Genomic DNA, 19427 nt, shown 5'->3' with positions numbered 1-19427 from the left:
AAAATTCAGTTTGAAGAAGCCGGTCGCCGAGACTCTGGTATCGGGACCAGGCTGGTGATCAAGTTGACCGTCGGATCGATGGTGTACTCGATACAGAGTCCCTCCCACTCGCCGCCCGCTTGCGCGATGGCTTGCAGAAAGCGCCGCGTATCGCAGCCGACGACGCGCTCGGGGAAGTCGAAGGCGCGGGGCGTGCCCAGCACGATGCGGGTCAAGTCGCCGTAGGTTTCATAAGATCGGATCAAGCCATAATCAGCCATGTCGAATGCTCCTATCGCTTTTTGAGAAATTCCGGCGTCGCCGGCGAACGCCGGTAGACACCGGTGATGGGCTCGTGCCGGTAGCCGATGGCCTCCAGCATCGCCGTCGCTTCCTCGGCGCTCTCGCCGAAGCGGGTGCCGTACCTGCCGTTTTCGACGAAACCATCGGCTTTGACCCAAAGCGCCTGGCTGCCGGCGACCAGACGGCGCTGGGCGTCCGACGGCGGCGGCGGCGTTCGCTCGGCGCGAGCCGCTTTGGCGGCGGCCAGCCCAGCGTGTGCTTGTCCAGCAGCTCGTACAGCGCATTGGTTGTGTCCACGCTATCCTTGTTGCAATACCACGCGAACAGGATTGATCGAACGCCTCGCTGTCCTTCTCGTTGCCGTACAGGTCGCTCAACGCCTCGCCCATGACCTCGGCGATTTCTTCCCGCGCCTTCTTTTTCTCCTGGTCTATGTAAGAAAAACGGCGCCACAAATTGAAATGATCCTCGAAAGCCGCATCCCGTGCCTCTCGCATCCGCTCCTGCTCTTCCCATTTGTCCCACGCAAAATCGTGAAGGCTGGGGCCGATGGCGTAGGGGTTGGCTTGGATGGCTGCGCTCATCGTCGTCCTCCTCCTCGAAGTTACTCGAATCAATTTGATTTAATCGTTCATCTATTTGAAATAATTATATTTAAATGAATAATAAAATGCAAACTTTATTTTCAAAAAAAATAAAGTGCTTTTATATGCAAAAAGCGGTAAATAAGTAATAAAAAAAGACAAACAAAACGAATAAACATCGTATCAATAAGCCACTGTTATATGGGTTTGCCTTTTCCTCCCGCTGGCAAAAATTGGCGTCTGGATAGCCTCTATTGGTCTAATACACCTGGCGCTATTTCCGAGTAAAGAAGAAGACAGAACTCGACCAGATGCCCGTTTGAAAACCTCGCTTGACGAGAGAGCCGAATCTGTCGCGATCCATGTCGGATCGAACCCAGAAAAAGGAAACGGAGATCGGAGACGGTTTCCCCCTGGCTCGTCTTTTTGCCGCGACGCGCGCCGGGAGCGCGCGGAAAAGCCAAGGAGGGCGAGGATCGGACCCGAACGAGGCAACCATTTCGGCCGGGCGGAGGTTTTTCGCCCCCTCGCGCCGCCGCCGGCTACGACAGAGGCGGCGCGAGGGGGCGGAACCGCCAAGCGGCGGGCGCGTCGATCCTGTGGCCGCCACTCGTTCCCGGCGCGCGTGGCCGCGTCCCGCGAGAGTCGAGCGGGCCGGCCACGGGTGCGCCGCGCGCCGGAAGCGCCCGCCACGCGAAGGTTCCCGGTGCCGCGAACGGCGTGCGCGCAGGACGCGCGCCCGCCTTACAGGGAGGTAGGGTGGTTGGTCGGGAGCGAAGGTTGAAAAGCGCGAATCGCGACAGCGCGGTTCGGTCGATGCGAGGCTCGGAGAAAGCGAGAAAGGCGAAAACCTCTCCAAGCCGCTTCCGAAAAAGTGTTACGGGGGTCATTCCGCCGAAAGCGGCGGGGGCTACCGAACCGGGAACCGGCCGCCAAAACGACGGCCAACAGCCAAGCCTAGAAGGCGGGATTCAAGCGGGGAGGAGGAACGAACTCGCGCAACAAGGCTTCGGGACGGGAGCCCGACGCGGATGGACCGAAGGAATCAAGCGGCCTTTTGACCGCCCTCGGACTCGGGCAATAAATCGGCTATCTTGCAATTCAATGCGCGCGAAATCGCCGCCAGTTTTTCAAGATCAATGGAGCGAGCCCCCTGCTCCATGTTCGACAAATGAGACTGGCTAAGACCGGCCTTGGTGGCTAGTTCGCCTTGGCGGATGCGCAACAAAGTCCGCCGCAGCATGATCCGCCGCCCGACTTGCTCGGTGACTGTCTCCATCAAAACCACTCCGGGTAATCATATTTGACATATATATATCCATTTAGAAAGTTTAATGCAATCATGCAGCGGGTGTGAAGCGGGCGGCGCACCGCCCGCCCGACGGCTCAAGCAGCTTCGTCTCACTCAGCCAGCGCGCCGGTTTCGTCGGCGTCCTCGAATCCGTTCTCGTCTTTTGCGCCATGGGCCACGCCACCCCAGCGGGTCGCCAGCCGGTCGTAGGCGATGCGGGCCTCCGTCACCGGGCGGTCGTCGGTGTAGCCTCGGGTCGGAAACTCAAAGTAGCGCGGCAACCAACCCTCGACCGGCGGGCAGCCCTCGCCGTGCAGACGGCGGCGAATCGAAGCGCGCAACTCTTTTCCGGTCGCCTTGGCGCTCGGGGCCGCGCCCACTTCCGCCGCGATCCCGGCCAGCGCCGCCTTGTCGGTCAACAACTCCAAAAATACCTCGTCGGGTTGCCAACACTGGCGCATATCGATTTGCAAGAGTTCGCCCAACCGTTCGGCCACGCCGCCCCCCGCCACCAGCGCCTCGGCGGCGATAACCGCCAGCACCTTTAACACCTGCTCGTCGTTCAATTCCAGCAAGCGGGCAAAGGTCTCGGCGGTCTGGGTTTCGCCATATCCGCGCCCCGACAGGGCCACGTCGGCGGGATCCGATCCGTCCGCCAGCGCGCCCGCGACCGTCCGCCGTTGCTCGGCGAACGTGGCCCATGCCGCGCCGGTCGCCATGCTCGCCTCGATGGTCGCATTCATCGGGTGAGTCCGGTCGGCGCGAACACTCCAGTTGTCCGCGCCGCCGATCAGACTCGCCACCGCCAGCCGCAAGGCGACGGTGGGATTTTGCACGAGGGCGATTCGCACCGCCGCCGCCTTGTGCATCGCAACATAATTCTGCAAGGCGTGAGTGGCCTCGCTCCGGGTGGGTTTGGGCGCGTCCTCGTCCGACGCCGCGCCACCCTCGATGCCCGCCGCCCGCCGGGCTTGTCGCTGGACTTCTTTCAGCGGCAAGTAGCCCTCATGAACAAGCACCTCGCCGTTGCGTTGCGGCAGGAGCAACACCCAACCGCCGTCCTTCTTGGTGGTGCGCTGATACTCCCAACCGCGGAAATAATGGCCCGTCTCCAGCACTTCGACCTTGGCCCACCCTTTCGCCAAGAGCGATTCCCGCAACTCGGCGATGGCTTGGTTTTGCAAGGTCCAAAATTGGGCGGCATCGTCGAAATAGGATTGCTCGCCGAACAGGTCGGCGACGATCCGACCGGTGTAGTCCGCCAAGGGGAACAGGGCCACCTCGGTCGAAATCGCCGCGCCGCCCAACAACCATGCCTTGAGTTGATCCCCTTGCGGCGCGTACCGCGACTTGTCCCGGTACAGCTTCATCCATTCCCGTTGTTGTTTCGGGGTCGCCAGCGCCAAGAGTTGAGTATCGGCGGAACCGACCATGCCCTTGCGAACCTCGCCTTTGATCCCGTCGATCAAGCCCGCCAAGGCCAACCGTTGCTTCACCAGTCGTTCGGTCACACCGAAGCGCGCGGCGATTTCCGCCACCCCTTGCCCCAGTTTCACCAGCTTGGCGAACGCCTCGTGCTGGTCCAGCGGTTCCATCGGCAAGCGTTCGATATTTTCGGCCAGCGAGATTTCCAGCGCCGCCGCATCGTCGGTCGCGGCCAACACCAAACATGGCAAGGGTTCCACTGGGGCGTCCTGGGCCAATCGCTGACAAGCCAGAAACCGCCGCTGGCCGGCCACGATCTCGAAACCCGCGCCCTCGGCTTCGTCCAAAGGCCGGACCAGCAACGGTTGCAACACGCCTTGTGCTCGAATGCTGGCAGCCAGCGAGTCCAGACCCTCGTTCGCGCCGTGGGTGCGGGCGTTGATCTTGGCGATGGTCAGATTTTCAAGCGGGATAGATTGAAATTCCATGATGGTGTCCTCTCGGTGGTCTTAACGGCGATTCGGCGATCAAGCATGGGTCGGTCGGTGAGGGGCGAACACTTCACGAATCCACCACTGCGGCGGATCGGTCAACGGTCGTCCGGTGACGGGGTGTACGTCCAGCAATTCGGCGGTGGCTTCCCAGTCACGACACGGGCGGTAGCTTCGAACGTCGCTCTTGCCGTCGTGTCGCCGCCAACGTTTGGTGCCGCGCTGATAGAGATAAGGCATCGTGGTGTTCCTCTCGTCGATTCGGTGAATCAAAAACCGTCCCTGGCTGTTTTTTTTCAAACATCCGCCAGCTTCATTACAGCGAAAATGGAATTCCGTTTGTTCCTGTGTAAGCTCTATTGACTTCATGCTTTGTTTATTCATTTCGTGGTTCTTTATTTGAAATACACAAATTTACTTTGAAATAACTATACCTATATGAAATAATACTGTCAATGAATATTTGCAGGAAATTGGCGAATTATTTCGCTATAATTCACTCAAAACCAATGGATTTAACTGCGATGGAGGCTTGGCAATAATGCTATTAGATACGCTCAGAATCGTCGAATCGAAGCGAGTCGATCCCACAATCTATTTGGAGGGAATGGGGTTTACCGTGAGAAAGGAAGGTCGGCATTTATCCATTCGCGCCGGCCAAGATGAGCATTACCGCATTACCCAAAAAAACGATGGACATTGGGTGGCCTGTGACAAGACTGGCCATGGCATTGGCGATAACATCGCCCTGGTACGCGATCTCGAACCGTCCCTGGGTTTCGTGGAAGCCGTCGAACGCTTGACCACCGGTCCGGTAATACAACGGGAACCGATCGCCGTCATCCCTCGACGGACCCGTCCCGCCCGCCTGCCCCAGACCCGCGCCGACCGCCAGGCCGGGCGGGTCTATTTGCAAGGACGAGGGATTTCGCCGGCCACGCTGGATCACGCCGAACGCTCGGGTTTCCTACGCTACACCGGGGGGCGGGGTACTGTTCGTGGGTCGGGATACCGGGGGTGGGTTGCGCAACGTAAGCAAACGGTTGATCTCGCCCGGTCCCGACGAAAAACCCAAGCGTGACTTATCCGGTAGCGACAAAACCTATCCGCCGATCCTGCCGGGCAACCCGCGCGTGGTCTGGATCGTGGAGGGCGGGGTCGATGCGCTGGCGGCCCGTGATCTGGCCATCCGGCGCGGCAAGACGCCACCAACGGCCTTGGCGAGTGGTGGGGCTGGGGTCCGGTTGTTCCTGGACAACCCGACCGTGCAAACCCTGCTGCTGCACGCCGACACGGTGGTGGTGGTGCGCGACAACGAATCGACCGAAAAGAAACAGGCCGAAACCGACGCCGGCCACGACCGGCAAATCGCGCGCATCGAGGAACTACGGGGGAGTTGCGCCGACTGGCGGCCTCCGGTGGGCGTCAAGGACGTGGCCGAACTGAACCAACGAGATCAACACCGGGCGGCTTGAACGATGGGCGGCATGACTGAATGGTGGTCCTAATGAAATAGATTGCTGAAGATATACTTATATTGATATATCATATTGCTTATGAACGGGAACGAGGTCATCAAGAAACTGCAAGCCGCCGGTTGGAGCCTCGCTCGAATCAACGGCAGCCACCACGTCATGGCGAAGGGCAACCAATCGGTTTCCGTTCCCGTTCACGGCAAGCGCGATCTGAAACCGGGATTGATCGCCGGCATCGCGCGACAAACTGGGGTCAAGCTCAAGTGAGGAACTCAATGGAAATCCGTTATCCCGCCGTGCTGGAGCCCGAAGAAAGCGGCGGTTTCTTCGTGCGCTTCATTGATGTGGAAGGAGCCATGACCGACGGCGAAACGCTGGACGAGGCGCTGTTCAACGCCAGCGAGGCGCTGTCGGGGATTTTGGGCTGGATGCTGGACGACAATCGGCCCATCCCCGAGCCGTCTCCCGCCGGGGAAGGGATGTATTTGATCGCCCCAGACGCTCGGACTCAGGCGGCCATGCTGATTCGCCGGGCGCGCGGGGAGCGGTCCTTGGCCGAACTGGCTCGCGCGCTGGAAACCTCCTGGCCTTCGGCGCAACGGCTGGAAAACCCCCGCCATTCCCCCGACCCTGCGGCAACTGGAAAAGGCGGCGGCGGCTTTGGGCAAACGCTTGGTGCTGGCGCTGGAGTGAGTCGGGCGGTCTGGTTTAATTCCCCCGAATTCGAGGGAATTAAAATGGTGGAATTCCACCAAATTAGAATCGCCTTGGCCGCGCCGCGTTCCCCCGCTGGCTTCTGACAGGAGCACAGACCGCCATGGGTACTCGCAAAATCGAATGGACCGAACAAACCTGGAATCCGGTCACGGGCTGCACCAAGGTGTCGCCCGGCTGCAAGCACTGTTACGCCGAACGGATGGCGCTACGCCTCCAGGCGATGGCCGCGCCGGGTTATGCCAGGGGCTTCGATCTGACTTTGCATGATGGCCGCCTCGATCAACCGCTCGGACGGAAGAAACCCACCCTCTATTTCGTCTGCTCGATGGCGGACCTGTTTCACGAGGACGTGCCCGATGCGTTCATCGACCGGGTATTGATGACGATGCACCGCACGCCCCGGCATACCTATCAACTCCTGACCAAACGCGCCGAACGGCTGCCCGATTTCTTCGCGTCCCGTCCTGTCCCGCCCAACGTCTGGTTGGGCGTCACGGTCGAGGATCGTCGCCATGGGTTGCCACGCATTGAGCACCTGCGCCGGGTGCCCGCTCGTGTCCGCTTCCTGTCGGTGGAGCCGCTGCTGGAAGACCTGGGGCTGCTGGACCCGCTCGGTATCGATTGGGTCATCGTCGGCGGCGAGTCCGGCCCGGCGGCTCGCCGGATGCGTGAAGAATGGGCCTTGTCGGTGCGGGATCGATGCCGGGCTGTGGGTGTGGCGTTCACGTTCAAGCAATGGGGCACCTGGGGACCGGACGGAATCCGCCGTGACAAGAAAGCCAACGGCCGATTGCTAGCGGGTCGGTTGTGGGATGAGCGGCCGGAGTTGGCAGGGGTGCTGCTTTGATTGAGGTGTCTGGGCTGGATGATCGCGTTGGAGTGATACAGACCAAGACCGTTCAATCAATCAATCGGATCGGATACGATCCGGTTGGCATTCCACCCGCCAAATGATCCCCATCCCAGCTAGATCGCACAGAATGGCCCATGCGGCATAGGGGATGTGTGATTCCTCACCGATCCAGCGCCGCACGGTGCGGTCGCCCCCTTTGCCGAGTGCCAAGGCACGAGCCGCCCCGCCACCGGTGAGCCGGGCGCGGCGCAACACCTCACGGATTTCCGCGCCAGTGGGAGGCGCCCAGACATCGGGTAAGGTCAAGCATTCAGGGCGGATCTCCTGTTGAGGATGTTTCATCGGTTCGTCCCACGGTGAGAATAAGAGCGGTCTCGGCGGCCCGCACGAAAAATACCCGACTGAGTGGGGATTGCCAGACGTTTCCACCGTGGCGTGAGGCGGCGGCTTGCGCCTGCGCCCGGTTTGCGAAAGTCTTTGCCCGGCCATCGGCATGGCACAGTACCGGAAACTGGAAGTTCGGATGTAAGCGGAATGCAATAAGAGCCATGAGGGATTCCTTGGCGGCGGCGATGCCCCCGACGATCAGCCGGGGGATTAGGCGGTTTGCGCCAGGTCAGTCGATGGCCGCTGCAATCTTCCCGTTCTCGGCGTGCTCATACGCGAAATTGGCTAGCTGGTAGTACCGCTCGATGATCGCGTCATCCTCCGTCCGGTTCGCCAATCCATTCAGCGCGTACAGCGTGGCGATGATGCCCGCTGCGTCGGCGGAAACCTCCCCCTCGAACCAGTTGCCTGCACACGCCATTTTAAATGTTCCTTCCCGACGAGGCGCTAGATATCCCCCGCCATTACTTAACTCATAAAAGTCCCAATAGCCCCCTTTGTATTCGCTGGAGAGGTGCCGCATCCAGTCATAGACGAGCCACTCCCCCTGTATGTAGTGGCGTCCGAACAGTCTGGGCATGAAATCCATACGTTCGTGTTCGGAGACGAGCTGGGCGGTAATGGTGGCATCGGTTTGGGTCTGAGTCATCGGGATTTCTCCGGTCTTGACCTGGGCAATGCGCCCGGCCTTCGAGAGAAATATTAGGGTAAATTGCCCTAATTGTCAAGGATTGCTTGATGCGCCGAATTGCCTTGGTATCCCGCTTGTTCCATACCCGTCGCTATTCAACCTGCTGAATCGCGCCCCAATCCTCGACCGCTCGGGCGTGGTCTCGGCGGGATCGTGATCAATCTCGGCGCGGCGTTCACTCGCGAATCAGGCTTCGTCCACGACCGGCGACCGGAGCGTTTGATAAAGCGTTTCGCGGCTGATGCCGAAGGCCCGCGCCAGTTGGGCTTTGACTTCTCCGGCTGCCGCGCGCCGGCGTAGCTCGGCGGCTTGCTCGGACGAGAGCGCCCGCTTGCGGCCACGGTAAACCCCGCGCTGCTTCGCCAGCGCGATGCCCTCACGCTGACGCTCCCGGATCAGAGCGCGCTCGAATTCGGCGAATGCGCCCATCACCGAGAGCATCAGGTTCGCCATCGGCGAATCCTCGCCGGTAAATGTCAGCCCTTCCTTGACGAACTCAATGCACACGCCCCGCCCGGTAAGCGTCCGCACTAGCCGAAGCAAGTCGTCCAGGTTCCGCGCCAACCGGTCCATGCTGTGCACCACCACTGTATCACCCTGGCGCACGAAGACGAGCAGCGCCTCCAGCGCCGGTCGATCAACGTCTTTGCCGGAGGCTTTATCTTCGAACAATTTGTCCACCGCCACCCGATCCAACTGCCGCTCCTGGTTTTGGTCCAAGCTACTGACCCGGACATAGCCCACTCGCTGCCCTTGCATGTCGAAAACTCCGAAAAGTGTCCAACAAACTCTAAGACCCTCATGGGCGAATGTCAATAAATCCGAGAATCAACCCTATTCTGACGTTCCGGTCACCGCCGTCCTGACGCCAACCTGAGGTATACCTTAACCGGACAAATAGAGACGTAACTAGCTGTCTGTTGCCTCAGCCAATCAGGGACCTCGATTTCTTAGCGTACGATATTTTCCGTTTCGTGAGGTGATCCCTATATGGGCACCTCGAAAAACCTCATTATTGAAAAATCTGAGCTTGCGAAATCAAGTACTTATATTGCTTACTTGGCAAGAAATAGAGGCTTTTCGAGTGCCCATATGCAGGTCTCGACCGAAGACCAGAACCCTAGATTTACTGCTTACCGCCTTGAAGAAGGTTGGATGCAAGCGTATCTTTATCGAGAAATCACGGGGTGCATGTCCAGTAAACGGGACTGACCCGCTGTCTCAAGACGCGTGCGGTAGGTGACACCCTCATTATCTGGAAGCTTGTGATCCTGGAATCGGTTCGAAACCGCCGCGCAAGAGTTTGCCATCCAGCGTGATGCCCGTCGAGCCGGCGGGCATCGCCGCCAGCACTGCCGCGTGGCTTCAAAAGGCCACCTCGACATCGGCCGGGGTCAACCCCCGTAGGGTTTGGCGGATTGCGGTGTGAGTCGATGCTCGCTTCTTCCAGTGCACCCCGCATTGGGTGTTCAACCGCAGCAGCCGGATGCGATGAAGCGATGAATCCTGCGATACGAGGTGGCATTCGATAGGTGCTCCAAACCATACAGTCGTTCTTGGGGATGACGATGATCGGGAATCGCGGTGAGAAACGTTGGCAACAGTATCAACTCACACTATGGTCAGAAAAAACTTTTGTATTGAACTGATTAATAAGCATTGAACAGCCCTGGTTGCTTGCCAGCTTCTGCGCATCATAAAAATGGCTAAAGTCCAGCTTAGAATTACTACTCAGCAGGTTTAAGCGAATATGTCTCCTATTCTAGATAAATTTGTAAGAATATCCGAATTTGACAATCCAGAACGGGTGGCCGATATCCTTTTCGTCCACGGACTTGGCGGCCATTCTTTAGCCACTTGGCATCCCACCGGCAGCGAGGAGAATCGCAATTCCTGGCCGTTCTGGCTCAGTAGCGATCTGCCGACAGTAGGTATTTGGTCCCTGGGATATACTGCCCAGCCATCCGAATGGAAAGGAGGCACCACGATGCCTCTAGTAGATCGTGCGATAAATATCTTGGCACAACTGGACGTACATGGCATCGGTACGCGACCTTTACTATTCATTACCCATAGCCTGGGCGGATTGCTGGTCAAGCAGATGTTACGACATGCCTTGGATTTTGGACAACCCGTTTGGACAACTTTGGTCGCCAATACCTGCGGGATCGTATTCCTATCTACTCCCCACTCCGGCTCTGATCTAGCAAGCTGGCTCAAGTATCTCAGTGGAATATTGAGACCCACCGTCACTATTAGTGAGCTAGAGGCACATCATTCGCGCCTGCGTGAGCTGAATCATCTCTATCGAAATCATAAACTTTTATCCCACATTCCAATTCAAGTCTATTATGAAACCCGCCCTACTCATGGCGTTATGGTGGTGAACCAAACCAGTGCTGATCCTGGTATTCCTGGAGTTATACCGATACCTCTTGAGGAAGATCATATTTCTATCTGTAAGCCGTCATCACCACAACAGCTCGTTTATATGCGGGTCAAGAGCTTCATAGAACGGCAACTTGCTTACACACCTCCTGATCCGCTACGACAAGAATCTATGGTACTCGCAATCGATACCAGCACTATCGGTAACAAATTTGGTGATAATACTGTTGTTAATGGGCCCATTATTGGTCGGGACCTCACACGCTAGCGCTTGATACTATGGATCCATCTACTGAACAATCCAAGTCCGAAGGTGCCGCATCCGCATCCGCATCCGCCGTCAAGTCCGGAGCCGCTGGCTTCAACTTTGAAGTTTTTTTTGGATGGCATATCCAAAAAATGACGATATCCGCAAGCACCTAAAAGAATTGAAGAGTATCTATATCGATGCGCGAACCATCGGCAATCAGTTTGGAGAAAATGCTTTTGTACATGGTTCCGTAATCGGAGGCGATTATCGAAAACCGACCATTACTTCCGCCAAGGAAGTCGTCGCCCAGGTTTCCATCGAGGATTTGAAGAAAATATCACGGGTTTATGTAGAGACCTCTAAGTTTTGCAATGCATTACAGATACTCCAACAAAAAACGTCTCGTCATACTTTACGGTTCCACGAAACTCGGTAAACGGGCATCTGCGATTCGTTTGCTGACTCAAGTAAATATCAGTGAAATACTAGAATTAGATCCCACTATCTTAGACCTAGCAACATTTAATTATGCGGTCGGCAAGGCTTATATTATTAATTCTTTGCGCCCTACGGAAACGTCAGGACTTAGAGTAACTCAGCATATCCTAAGACATTTAAGCGATATATTAAAGCAACAAGATAGCTATTTTATTATCACTGCCGATCCTTATTACTTGGATTTGTCGCATCTGCAAGATGATTATCTGTTGACATGGCAAGATCTTCCGGACAGACAGATGACACTGGCAAGGCACTTGGAATGGCACATGCCAGATGCGCAGCTTGCTGACAAGTTGCTCAGTACCAGTGAAGTCCAATCAACTTTAACCGAAATATCTAATCCATCTGATATAGATCGTTTTGCCTTCTTGTTGGCAAAAGTTGCCAGGAATGAATTATCACTATCCGACGCAATTTTCTTGCTTGGCGTCCACATACAGCAAGCGGTTGAATCATGGTTTCATGACCATCGCGACCTTCGACAGCGTGTATTTCTAATTACGTTATCTGTTCTCAGCGGAGTCAAATACCAAGTGGTAGAAGAAGAGAGTGAGCGTCTGATAAAGATGTTGTGCACCATGCCTAATTCCACTGAATCTTCTCCGGTTGAATCAACCTTCGATAAGACCCGCACAGAGCTCTTGCAGGATACTTGGGCGCAATTACAACAAGGGCAGGAAAATACTGAATGGGGCCTAAGTCCAATAGAGATTGTTAGCCTGAAAAATCCAGGCTATCAACCAGCCGTACTCGCTTATGTATGGCATGAATACGCTAATTTGAGAAAGACGTTGTTACAGTGGATTTACCAGCTTGGGATATATCATAGAACCGAAGTTCGGCAGCGTCTAGCTGTTGCAGTTGGAACCTTGAGTCGACATGATTTCAGAACTGTTTTAGATGATGTGGTACGGAATTGGGCGAAGTCAGATGATTCAAATCTTTGGGCGCTTGCAGCACTATCCCTAAGCGTTGCAGCACAGGATAACAATTTAGCGCCCCAAGTATTGAAACTACTTCGTCATTGGTCGAGATTGACTGATAGCCCTTCTCTATGCTGGACGGCTGTTCTAGCACTTGGTTATGTCTCATGGCGGTTCCCTGACGCTTCCATGCGAGACTTGCATACGATCGCGAATTCTGGGAGTGATGCATTGATTTTGGGTGTAGGTACGGCTGTTACGATGGTTTTTTCAGCTCGGGGGGGCTGCAACCGAGTCGCTATCTAATGGTCCTCATCACGCTGCAAAGTTGGGCAGAAGAGGCGAAAACTAGAAAGGAACGGCGGGTTAGTGCACTAGTATTTTGGTGCTTGATGCAACAATCGAGGATAATCCCGAACCCCGGCGACACTGAAGTTCCTACGCTGTTATGGTTGCTTTTGGAGGAACAGAAACACCACGAACAGGCTGTTAACCCCAACAAGCGTGTCTATCAAACGGTCACGGTAGCTCTACTAAGGTACGTGCTAAATATGCTTGACACACGGAGTTTAGCGCTTGAAGAAATTAGATATTGGCTCGATTTAGCCGACGCTGATTCTCGCTGGTACCCAGTACTGGGGAGCATCTTATATCGCCTCAGGGTTTCTGGATCAGCACTTGAAAAAAGAACGGATCGATCATCACTTACAGCGTTGGGCATTGAAGGATCGAAGAAATACTGCAGCTAAGATTTGGGAAAAAATTGCAGAACATTTGATAGTAACCTTTGGTGGTAGTTTGTTTTTTTACTTGAAATTCAATTGCTTATAGGACAAATATTGATGGCGCCCAGAGATCGGCTCTCATGAAAATCAATGGCTTACTGAATAAAACTAGCATCACTAGTTAGTAATAGCACGTAGAAATTTTTTGATTTATTCGAAGGGCATACGATATGGTCGAGCCAGAAACATATAACCCAATTTTGGGCGAAGAAGATTTATCAAAAAGAGGCTGGCTTAAGCCAGCTTTGATGCCAAAACCAGGAGAGGCGTTTGTTTTTTCTGGTCCCAATCGGCCGTTACTGACATGCAAGCAAGGCGAGCGGACTATAACCTGGGGAGAGTCACGATGGACCTACAAGCTAGCCTATCGAGTCGATGTGACAGAACACCCCCTAAGATTATCCTTCAGTGTTCCCAGCAAGAACGAGCTAATGAAATTTCATGTTGAGATTGCCTTTCGCTGCTTGGTTGATCAGCCGCAACTTATCGTGGAGCGGAACATTACAGATGTTGCTCAATGGTTGATAAGTCCTATTGAGGATGTAATTCGACCAGTCGGCCGAGACTGTGAAATCAAGGATACAGGGGATGCGGAACGTAAAATGAAGGAAGCCGTGATCGAGGCTGTCAGCGAAAATGGTTTCAAGGTTATCCGGGTAACATGTAAAGCTTCACCTGACGAAGAGGCAATAGCACAATTGAAAGCAGAGGCTGCTCAAACAAACTATGTAAATCTTATTGAAACTGGTGATATAGCCTTGTTAGCGCATTATCTTGTAGGTCATCGGGAAGAAGCAAAACAGGTACTGGACTATCTTACCGAGCGAGAAAGATTAGACAGGGCTCATGGAGTTACTATATTGGAGACCTTATTGCGTTCGAATGCTATAGAAGGATGGCAGCTTGAAAGTGAAGTGAAGCGTTTATTACAAGGACTTTTACCCGGGTTAAAATCATCAGTTGAAAAATCTGTTGCTTTACCTGGCATGAGAAAGACTAGCAATGGAGAGCCGCCAGAGACAGCATTAAGTATTGCTATTGATACCAGCAATTCTGACGAGAACAACCTAGAGGCAATACAAGATAAAAAAAGAAACAGAGGAGCCTAATTGGTCAAAATGACCAATTAGGCTGTAACAGTGAATCCTTTAGAGATTGCAGGGCTAGACATATGGAAGCTGTTAGCTGAAGTGCCCGATTTTTTCGCGCTACATTTTCATAGTGGGAATGGTGGTACTGCTGGTTTCGTTGCTTCTGCTGCGTGTGCTACCTTTTATGCTCGCGGTAATGGGACGGTTATTAAATCTCATCATGATTGCTGTGGCTGACCTATTAGTTTTCCCGGAGAGCTTGCTAAGTTCAATCCTTCGCGAAAAAAAGAGGGACTGTGTTCCTAGTGTCCTATATGTACGGGGATGCACTTCGTTTTTTTCGTACGTGCAGGGGATTTAATTGCTCGTGGGCTAAATAAATTATTGGTTTTTTTCTTTGAAGATTCGGTGGTTATCTAAACGATTGATTTTTTGGATTTGGATTAGTTTTTTTTGATGTCCTGGGTTGGACTTATAATATGGAAAACATACAATCCTGCTATTAATGTGGAAAAATTACCTGCACAGAGGTCCTCAATGCAATTTGTAAGGGACTACTTTAATGCAATTAAGACAGAACATTATGATGAAGCATGGGCTTACTTGTCTCCAGCGTTTCAAGATCGACAACGGAATGGCTATGATGGTTACGTAGCCTGGTGGAGAGAAGCTAATCAAGGCGGTCTGGTTGTTAACACAATTCAATCAAGATTTATCGGCAATGATTCATCAGAGGTGGACGTAAGCTTTCAGTATCAGGGTAAAAGAAAAGAAGTTCGCATTTCTCTTCGATTGACTCTAGTGAAAGCTGGTGGGCGCAATGATTGGTGGATCGACAGGGCTTTATTACATAAATCGGATGAAGGATGAGGTTTGTCTGATGGGGTTTGGGTTTAGCAAGCCACGACGGTATCGGGCATACCGAGCCGCGTCATGATGTTCATGGCGGCCAGGCGTGCCTAAGCTGAGGTGGTCTGGGTGTCGAAACGGCGGTTGCGCAAAGGGTCGTCAAAGCGTGTTTTGAGGCGAAACATGGCCGTTTCGGCCAGACTGCGGCGGTGGTAACCGCTCTCGATTTTCCACGACTTGGAACCCTGTTGCCGGAGGTGTTCGACCATGGCGGTGCGTGGATGGGTTCGCCCATCCGCCAGCGGCGACCACGCCACCGCGTCGGCGCGGGGCGGAATTAAGGCGGCGGCCTGACGGTTCAGGAGGGCAGCGTGGCCGGTCCGGGTATCGTAGGCCCCATCGGCGGCGACAGCGGTGACCGGCCCATCGGCGGGCAGTGACTCCAGCAGCGCCGGCAAGACCTCGGCATCGCCGACGAACGCAGCTTTTAAATCTACGGCGATTGCCTCGTGATTTTCGGCATCCACGTCCAGATGCAGCTTACGCCAGCCCAGGTGCGTAAGCTGCTCCCCGCGATCCTGGAGGATGCTGACAATGACCTGACCGTGCTGACACGGCAGATGTTCGCGGAGTTATATGAGCACTTGGTGGTCTTGGATGAACGTATCGCTCATTATGATCGGCAGATCCAGCAGCTTCCTCGCGTCTCATCACCAAGTTGCCGACTGGAGCAAGTACGCGCGGGGTCGGTCCTCTGATCGCGAGCGCCCTCCTGGCCAGTATCGGGGATGCAAAGGCCTTTAAAAACGGACGCCAGTTCGCGGATTGGCTGGGTCTGGTCCCGCGACGGACGGCTACCCTCAGCCAACAGACGAAATCCCGTGGCAAACGGGAGCGAGTCCATGTATATGGCCGCAATCTTCCTCGTCTCGCCGTCATCGATTGATGCTTGAGCAAACCGAGGCGACCATATATGAGCCTTGATCACATTCGACACCAGCGCGGGCAATGTGCCCCGTAAGATATGAAAAACTCAGATGATAGATTGCCGTATCCGTCTGCCAGCCACTTCGAGTTCAAACCAGGTCGAACGCTGAGGTAAGTCAAAGGTCACCTTGGCCGGCAAACCGTCGGTGAAATTCCTGATGATTTGTCCGTCCGAATCGTAAATGCGGGCGGTGGGAGCGATGATTTGGTTTTCGCTTACCACTTCGGCAAAAATTTCCTTTAAGTCACGCATTTCATTGGCGATCTTGTGATCCCAGATATCCACATCCGTTCCTGAATCCAAATCGTCGAGTTCTTCCATTTGCTCCTCGTCGATCTCTTCACCTAACCCGATCAACACACACTTGAGCGGATTGCGGCGCCCTTGCTCGATCTCTCGACAAAGATCGATGGTATAGCGCTTGACCGCTTCCAGATCGTCAAGGCGGCCGTCGGTGATGAAGAGGTACATGCCTCGTTTGGCATCTCGAAAGCGTTCGGCAAAATAGCGCACGGCGGGAGTCAAATGGGTGGCGTTGCCGAATTCCAGACTGCTGGGGCCGATAAATGCGGCTTGCTGGCAATCTTTTCCCGTCAGGTCTCCGACGATTTCAACTCGCGTGCCATCGCCGCACGCCCAGTAGATCACGGTGGTACCGCCATCGGCGTCGAGATTGTCGGCCAGATAGGCGGTGAAAGCACGCGCCTGAGGTTCCACTTCATTCTGGGTGTATACAAAATGACCGCGCTCCAGGGCATCTTGCACGGCGGGCATGGAATACATGAGGTAGCTGCCGCCATCCTGCTGTGTTTTAGTGATCCAGCCCTCGTGTTCGTATTGTGTCTGGAGTGATTCCGGTAAGGGACCTTTCGGCCCCGGCAACAGCAATCGGCCGAACGCCCCTTGCATGGAGGCGCTGGCGTCCAGCGCTACGCCGGTTTGCCAGCCTTCCGCTTCCGTGCCGGTGGGTTCCATCAAGATGGTAAAGAGAATCCGGTTATAGCTACCTATTGGTTGCACGTCGACTTCGCCGAATTCAGAAGCAACCTGCTGACTAGGTAGTTGCCGGTTTCTGCCGAGAGTGAGCTGAGGAACGGCCGGATTCGAGATTGATGGTGGTTTGTTGCCGAATAATTTATTCCATAGCGACATGGCGATATTCCTGCGATCAGGGATGAAGCGAAAGTGACTGGCGGATGCGTCGCCCCAACACATCGAGTTCGAAGGCCGTGCAGCCCGGGGGGTAGTTCAAGCTGAAGACGGGCGGGCACGCCGTCGGTATATCTCTTGATGACGGCGCCTTGGTGGTCGTACACGGTCGCGGTGGGCGCGACGGTTTGGTGCTCGCTGACCACTTCGGCAAAGATGTCGCGCAGGGAGCGTATTTCTCCAGCGTATTTACAATCCCATACGTCAATGGCCGTGCCGGTATCCAGCGTGTCCAATGCCTCCATCTGGGTGGGATCGATTTGATCGCCCAGTCCGATGAGGACGGCTTTGAGCGGATGGCGTTGGCCGGCTTCAATCGCTTGGGCAAGTTGGGTGGAATAGCGGGTAACAGCCTCGAAATCATCGATCCGCCCATCGGTGATAAACAGGTACATGCCGCGCCGCGCGGCGGTGAAGCGGTCGGCGAAGTAGCGCAGGGCAGGCAGTAGGTGTGTTTGCACGCCAAAGGTGGTTTGGATGGGGCCGTGAATCGCGGTTTGGGCGGCGCGGTCCTCGCCTATGTCGCCCAGCACTTCGATCTGTTCACCCGACCCGCATGCCCAATAAATCACTGCCGTTTCGCCGTGCGCATCCAGGTTACCGGCCAGATAGGCGATCCACTCCCGCGCGCAGGGCTCCACGGTGTTCGGGGTGAATTTCAAGTGGCCACGCGCGATGGCGTCGTCGTAGGCCGCGCGCTGAAAGACGCGCAAGGGGCGACCATCGGCTTGCCGTTCTTCCACCCAACCCTTGGTGGCGTACTCCTGGAGTAGAGCTGGCGGCACCTTGCCCAGCAAGCGGCGACCGTAGGCGTCTTGCATTGAGGAACTGGCGTCCAGGGCGATTCCGGTGCGCCAGCCCTCCGCTTCCCGGCCCTGCGGTTCGCTGAGAATGGTGATTTCCACCTTCAGGCCGGTTTGATTGGGCCAGAGAGTCACCTTGCCAAATTCTGGCGCGGTGCGGCCGGCTGGAATCACGATGGATTTCATGCGGGGCTTCTCCATCGCCGAATGGCGCGGGGGAGGCGGCTAAATCGCCTCGGAGAGATCCTGCTCGACGCTGCCGTTGGGCGTGCGGATCACGAGGGTGTTTTGCCCCTTGGGCAAGATAACCCGGAACTTGCCGGGCAACCCATCGGACCAAGACGCCAGCACTTTGCCGGAACCATCCTCGACACTGCCCGACGAGGCAACGGTGACCTCTTCATCCATCAGTTCGCCGTAAAGCACCGCCAGGATGTCGGTCTCTTCCTGCATCGAAGCCACCATGCCGTGCGACCAGAGATCGTAGTCGATACCGCTGCCCTCGAACATGTCGTCGAAGCGTTCCAATTGAGCTTCATCCACATCCTGACCGATGCCAATCAGCACCAGCTTGATGGGCTTGCGCTTGCCGTCGGCGATGGCCTTGCCCACGCTCAGGCAGTAGTTGAGGCAGTCCTGTTCGTCTTCGATGATCCCGTCGGTGACGATAACGCCCATGGTCCAGTCCGCGTTTTTGGCAACCTGCTCCACGCCGTACTGGATCGCGGGTAGCAGTTTGGTGCCGCGTCCCCATTTCTCGCGTTTCGGGCCGCTGATGGTGACCTTGGTCCAATCCGCATCATCCAATTCACCGATCATTTCGATTTTGCTGCCGTCCGGGCTGACCGCCCAGTACAGCGCCGAGACTTTGCCGTTCTTGGTGACCGAGGTCAGGATTTCGCCCATCTTGCGGGCGACGGCTTGCACGTAGTTGGGGGCGGTGTCGAAGACGGTAGCGCCGCCGTACATGGCTTTGAGAGAAGCGGAGGCATCCAAGGCCAAGAATGCCTTGGAGTTACCTTCGCCCACCAACACGTCGGGGTCGGGCATGAAGCAGACCACGACTTCGTGAGAGCCGTCCTTGCACGGCAACACGTTGACGTCGGCCAGGGGACGGTTAGAAGCTGTACAAAAACTAACACATTGATATTATTATAGTATTTTTGATAAAATAAGCCAAAATCCGGCGATTATTTTAATTTCAGAGATTCTATTCGAGGTGCTGCATGGCTTGGCCAAAAGAAATTCCTGGTAAGAGGTATCCCAGTGATTTGACAGATGAAGAATGGGAAATCTTGGAGCCGATTTTAAAAAAAGCCGATCCTTATACGACAGGTCGGCCCCGTAAAGTCGATCTCCGCGAAGTGATAAATGCCATTTTTTAACCTGAACAAGACGGGTTGTCAATGGCGGTATTTGCCTAAAGATTTTCCCCACTATACCT

The 19427-nt window shown here is 55.1% G+C and carries 21 protein-coding genes and 2 pseudogenes; 12 read left to right on the top strand and 11 right to left on the bottom strand.

The features are described from left to right. Positions 1-5: 5 nt before the first annotated feature. The 4 genes from E4P82_RS18855 to E4P82_RS18840 all read right to left on the bottom strand — a co-directional run bounded on the left by E4P82_RS18855 (position 6) and on the right by E4P82_RS18840 (position 4313). The gene (locus tag E4P82_RS18855; protein ID WP_169250320.1) at positions 6-866 is read right to left on the bottom strand and encodes a hypothetical protein; all 861 of its coding nucleotides are present in this window, start codon (positions 864-866) and stop codon (positions 6-8) included. 1045 nt (positions 867-1911) lie between these two features. Next, positions 1912-2145: a helix-turn-helix domain-containing protein gene (locus tag E4P82_RS18850; RefSeq protein WP_169250319.1), complete on the bottom strand. Its 234-nt coding sequence runs from the start codon at positions 2143-2145 to the stop codon at positions 1912-1914. A gap of 122 nt (positions 2146-2267) precedes the next feature. Continuing rightward, a complete protein-coding gene (locus tag E4P82_RS18845; RefSeq protein ID WP_169250318.1) occupies positions 2268-4070 on the bottom strand; it encodes a ParB/RepB/Spo0J family partition protein in 1803 nt (600 codons plus the stop codon). 39 nt (positions 4071-4109) lie between these two features. Next, a complete protein-coding gene (locus E4P82_RS18840; RefSeq protein ID WP_169250301.1) occupies positions 4110-4313 on the bottom strand; it encodes a hypothetical protein in 204 nt (67 codons plus the stop codon). A 379-nt stretch (positions 4314-4692) separates the two neighbouring features. On the opposite strand from E4P82_RS18840, the gene E4P82_RS18835 reads away from it, so the two are divergent. The 5 genes from E4P82_RS18835 (at position 4693) to E4P82_RS18815 (ending at position 7112) form a co-directional block, all read left to right on the top strand. Beyond that, positions 4693-5154 (top strand): hypothetical protein, encoded by a 462-nt coding sequence (locus E4P82_RS18835; RefSeq protein ID WP_169250317.1) that lies wholly within the window; start codon positions 4693-4695, stop codon positions 5152-5154. After that, positions 5117-5548, top strand: coding sequence for a hypothetical protein (locus E4P82_RS18830; RefSeq protein WP_169250316.1), 432 nt, complete (start codon positions 5117-5119; stop codon positions 5546-5548). Before E4P82_RS18835 ends, E4P82_RS18830 begins: the two co-directional genes overlap by 38 nt. An 81-nt stretch (positions 5549-5629) precedes the next feature. After that, positions 5630-5815 carry a type II toxin-antitoxin system HicA family toxin gene (locus tag E4P82_RS18825; RefSeq protein ID WP_169250315.1) on the top strand — a complete coding sequence of 62 codons (186 nt, stop codon included), beginning with the start codon at positions 5630-5632 and terminating at the stop codon, positions 5813-5815. Positions 5816-5823: 8 nt separating this feature from the next. Beyond that, positions 5824-6348 (top strand): type II toxin-antitoxin system HicB family antitoxin, encoded by a 525-nt coding sequence (locus tag E4P82_RS18820; RefSeq protein WP_246327715.1) that lies wholly within the window; start codon positions 5824-5826, stop codon positions 6346-6348. A 17-nt stretch (positions 6349-6365) separates the two neighbouring features. Continuing rightward, positions 6366-7112: a DUF5131 family protein gene (locus E4P82_RS18815; RefSeq protein WP_169250314.1), complete on the top strand. Its 747-nt coding sequence runs from the start codon at positions 6366-6368 to the stop codon at positions 7110-7112. Between the two features lie 60 nt (positions 7113-7172). Here the strand turns inward: E4P82_RS18815 and E4P82_RS18810 are convergent, their stop codons facing one another. The 3 genes from E4P82_RS18810 to E4P82_RS18800 form a co-directional block, all read right to left on the bottom strand. Beyond that, positions 7173-7460: a transcriptional regulator gene (locus tag E4P82_RS18810; RefSeq protein WP_169250313.1), complete on the bottom strand. Its 288-nt coding sequence runs from the start codon at positions 7458-7460 to the stop codon at positions 7173-7175. 274 nt (positions 7461-7734) lie between these two features. Further along, positions 7735-8154: an antirestriction protein gene (locus E4P82_RS18805; protein WP_169250312.1), complete on the bottom strand. Its 420-nt coding sequence runs from the start codon at positions 8152-8154 to the stop codon at positions 7735-7737. A gap of 228 nt (positions 8155-8382) precedes the next feature. Next, positions 8383-8955, bottom strand: a complete 573-nt coding sequence (locus E4P82_RS18800) for a recombinase family protein (protein WP_169250311.1) — start codon at positions 8953-8955, stop codon at positions 8383-8385. Positions 8956-9186: 231 nt separating this feature from the next. On the opposite strand from E4P82_RS18800, the gene E4P82_RS18795 reads away from it, so the two are divergent. From E4P82_RS18795 to E4P82_RS18775, 5 genes are all read left to right on the top strand, one after another. Then, positions 9187-9408 carry a hypothetical protein gene (locus tag E4P82_RS18795; RefSeq protein WP_169250310.1) on the top strand — a complete coding sequence of 74 codons (222 nt, stop codon included), beginning with the start codon at positions 9187-9189 and terminating at the stop codon, positions 9406-9408. 538 nt (positions 9409-9946) lie between these two features. Further along, entirely contained in the window at positions 9947-10852 is a 906-nt protein-coding gene (locus E4P82_RS21530; protein ID WP_211203222.1) for an esterase/lipase family protein, read from the top strand. A 437-nt stretch (positions 10853-11289) separates the two neighbouring features. After that, positions 11290-12564 (top strand): hypothetical protein, encoded by a 1275-nt coding sequence (locus E4P82_RS18785; RefSeq protein WP_169250309.1) that lies wholly within the window; start codon positions 11290-11292, stop codon positions 12562-12564. A 649-nt stretch (positions 12565-13213) separates the two neighbouring features. Further along, complete coding sequence (locus E4P82_RS18780) at positions 13214-14152, top strand: hypothetical protein (protein WP_169250308.1); 939 nt, start codon at positions 13214-13216, stop codon at positions 14150-14152. 438 nt (positions 14153-14590) lie between these two features. Further along, positions 14591-15004 (top strand): hypothetical protein, encoded by a 414-nt coding sequence (locus E4P82_RS18775; RefSeq protein WP_169250307.1) that lies wholly within the window; start codon positions 14591-14593, stop codon positions 15002-15004. A gap of 89 nt (positions 15005-15093) precedes the next feature. Here the strand turns inward: E4P82_RS18775 and E4P82_RS18770 are convergent, their stop codons facing one another. After that, positions 15094-15537 (bottom strand): transposase, encoded by a 444-nt coding sequence (locus tag E4P82_RS18770; RefSeq protein ID WP_338140972.1) that lies wholly within the window; start codon positions 15535-15537, stop codon positions 15094-15096. A 188-nt stretch (positions 15538-15725) separates the two neighbouring features. Here E4P82_RS18770 and E4P82_RS22450 point away from each other — a divergent pair. Further along, positions 15726-15833, top strand: a pseudogene (locus E4P82_RS22450) (transposase); the annotation flags it as partial. 183 nt (positions 15834-16016) lie between these two features. On the opposite strand, the gene E4P82_RS18760 reads toward E4P82_RS22450, so the two are convergent. The 3 genes from E4P82_RS18760 to E4P82_RS18750 are packed head-to-tail and all read right to left on the bottom strand — an operon-like array spanning position 16017 to position 19078. Further along, the gene (locus tag E4P82_RS18760) at positions 16017-16946 is read right to left on the bottom strand and encodes a VWA domain-containing protein (protein ID WP_246327722.1); all 930 of its coding nucleotides are present in this window, start codon (positions 16944-16946) and stop codon (positions 16017-16019) included. 32 nt (positions 16947-16978) lie between these two features. Further along, entirely contained in the window at positions 16979-18169 is a 1191-nt protein-coding gene (locus tag E4P82_RS18755; RefSeq protein ID WP_169250304.1) for a vWA domain-containing protein, read from the bottom strand. A gap of 39 nt (positions 18170-18208) precedes the next feature. Beyond that, positions 18209-19078, bottom strand: a complete 870-nt coding sequence (locus E4P82_RS18750) for a vWA domain-containing protein (protein ID WP_169250303.1) — start codon at positions 19076-19078, stop codon at positions 18209-18211. A 131-nt stretch (positions 19079-19209) separates the two neighbouring features. Between E4P82_RS18750 and E4P82_RS18745 the strand changes: the two are divergent. Continuing rightward, positions 19210-19427: pseudogene (locus E4P82_RS18745) on the top strand (transposase); the annotation flags it as partial.

The organism is Candidatus Competibacter phosphatis (genome assembly GCF_012939995.1).
GTDB lineage: Bacteria > Pseudomonadota > Gammaproteobacteria > Competibacterales > Competibacteraceae > Competibacter > Competibacter phosphatis.
This window is presented reverse-complemented; position numbering and strand designations above follow the sequence as displayed.

Excerpts from the sequence above, each read along its gene's own strand:
- E4P82_RS18855 (WP_169250320.1), bottom strand. The coding sequence starts at position 866 with ATGAGCGCAGCCATCCAAGCCAACCCCTACGCCATCGGCCCCAGCCTT.
- E4P82_RS18850 (WP_169250319.1), bottom strand. The coding sequence starts at position 2,145 with ATGGAGACAGTCACCGAGCAAGTCGGGCGGCGGATCATGCTGCGGCGG.
- E4P82_RS18845 (WP_169250318.1), bottom strand. The coding sequence starts at position 4,070 with ATGGAATTTCAATCTATCCCGCTTGAAAATCTGACCATCGCCAAGATC.
- E4P82_RS18840 (WP_169250301.1), bottom strand. The coding sequence starts at position 4,313 with ATGCCTTATCTCTATCAGCGCGGCACCAAACGTTGGCGGCGACACGAC.
- E4P82_RS18825 (WP_169250315.1), top strand. The coding sequence starts at position 5,630 with ATGAACGGGAACGAGGTCATCAAGAAACTGCAAGCCGCCGGTTGGAGC.
- E4P82_RS18820 (WP_246327715.1), top strand. The coding sequence starts at position 5,824 with ATGGAAATCCGTTATCCCGCCGTGCTGGAGCCCGAAGAAAGCGGCGGT.
- E4P82_RS18815 (WP_169250314.1), top strand. The coding sequence starts at position 6,366 with ATGGGTACTCGCAAAATCGAATGGACCGAACAAACCTGGAATCCGGTC.
- E4P82_RS18810 (WP_169250313.1), bottom strand. The coding sequence starts at position 7,460 with ATGAAACATCCTCAACAGGAGATCCGCCCTGAATGCTTGACCTTACCC.
- E4P82_RS18805 (WP_169250312.1), bottom strand. The coding sequence starts at position 8,154 with ATGACTCAGACCCAAACCGATGCCACCATTACCGCCCAGCTCGTCTCC.
- E4P82_RS18800 (WP_169250311.1), bottom strand. The coding sequence starts at position 8,955 with ATGCAAGGGCAGCGAGTGGGCTATGTCCGGGTCAGTAGCTTGGACCAA.
- E4P82_RS18795 (WP_169250310.1), top strand. The coding sequence starts at position 9,187 with ATGGGCACCTCGAAAAACCTCATTATTGAAAAATCTGAGCTTGCGAAA.
- E4P82_RS21530 (WP_211203222.1), top strand. The coding sequence starts at position 9,947 with ATGTCTCCTATTCTAGATAAATTTGTAAGAATATCCGAATTTGACAAT.
- E4P82_RS18780 (WP_169250308.1), top strand. The coding sequence starts at position 13,214 with ATGGTCGAGCCAGAAACATATAACCCAATTTTGGGCGAAGAAGATTTA.
- E4P82_RS18775 (WP_169250307.1), top strand. The coding sequence starts at position 14,591 with ATGTCCTGGGTTGGACTTATAATATGGAAAACATACAATCCTGCTATT.
- E4P82_RS18760 (WP_246327722.1), bottom strand. The coding sequence starts at position 16,946 with ATGGAACCCACCGGCACGGAAGCGGAAGGCTGGCAAACCGGCGTAGCG.
- E4P82_RS18755 (WP_169250304.1), bottom strand. The coding sequence starts at position 18,169 with ATGAAATCCATCGTGATTCCAGCCGGCCGCACCGCGCCAGAATTTGGC.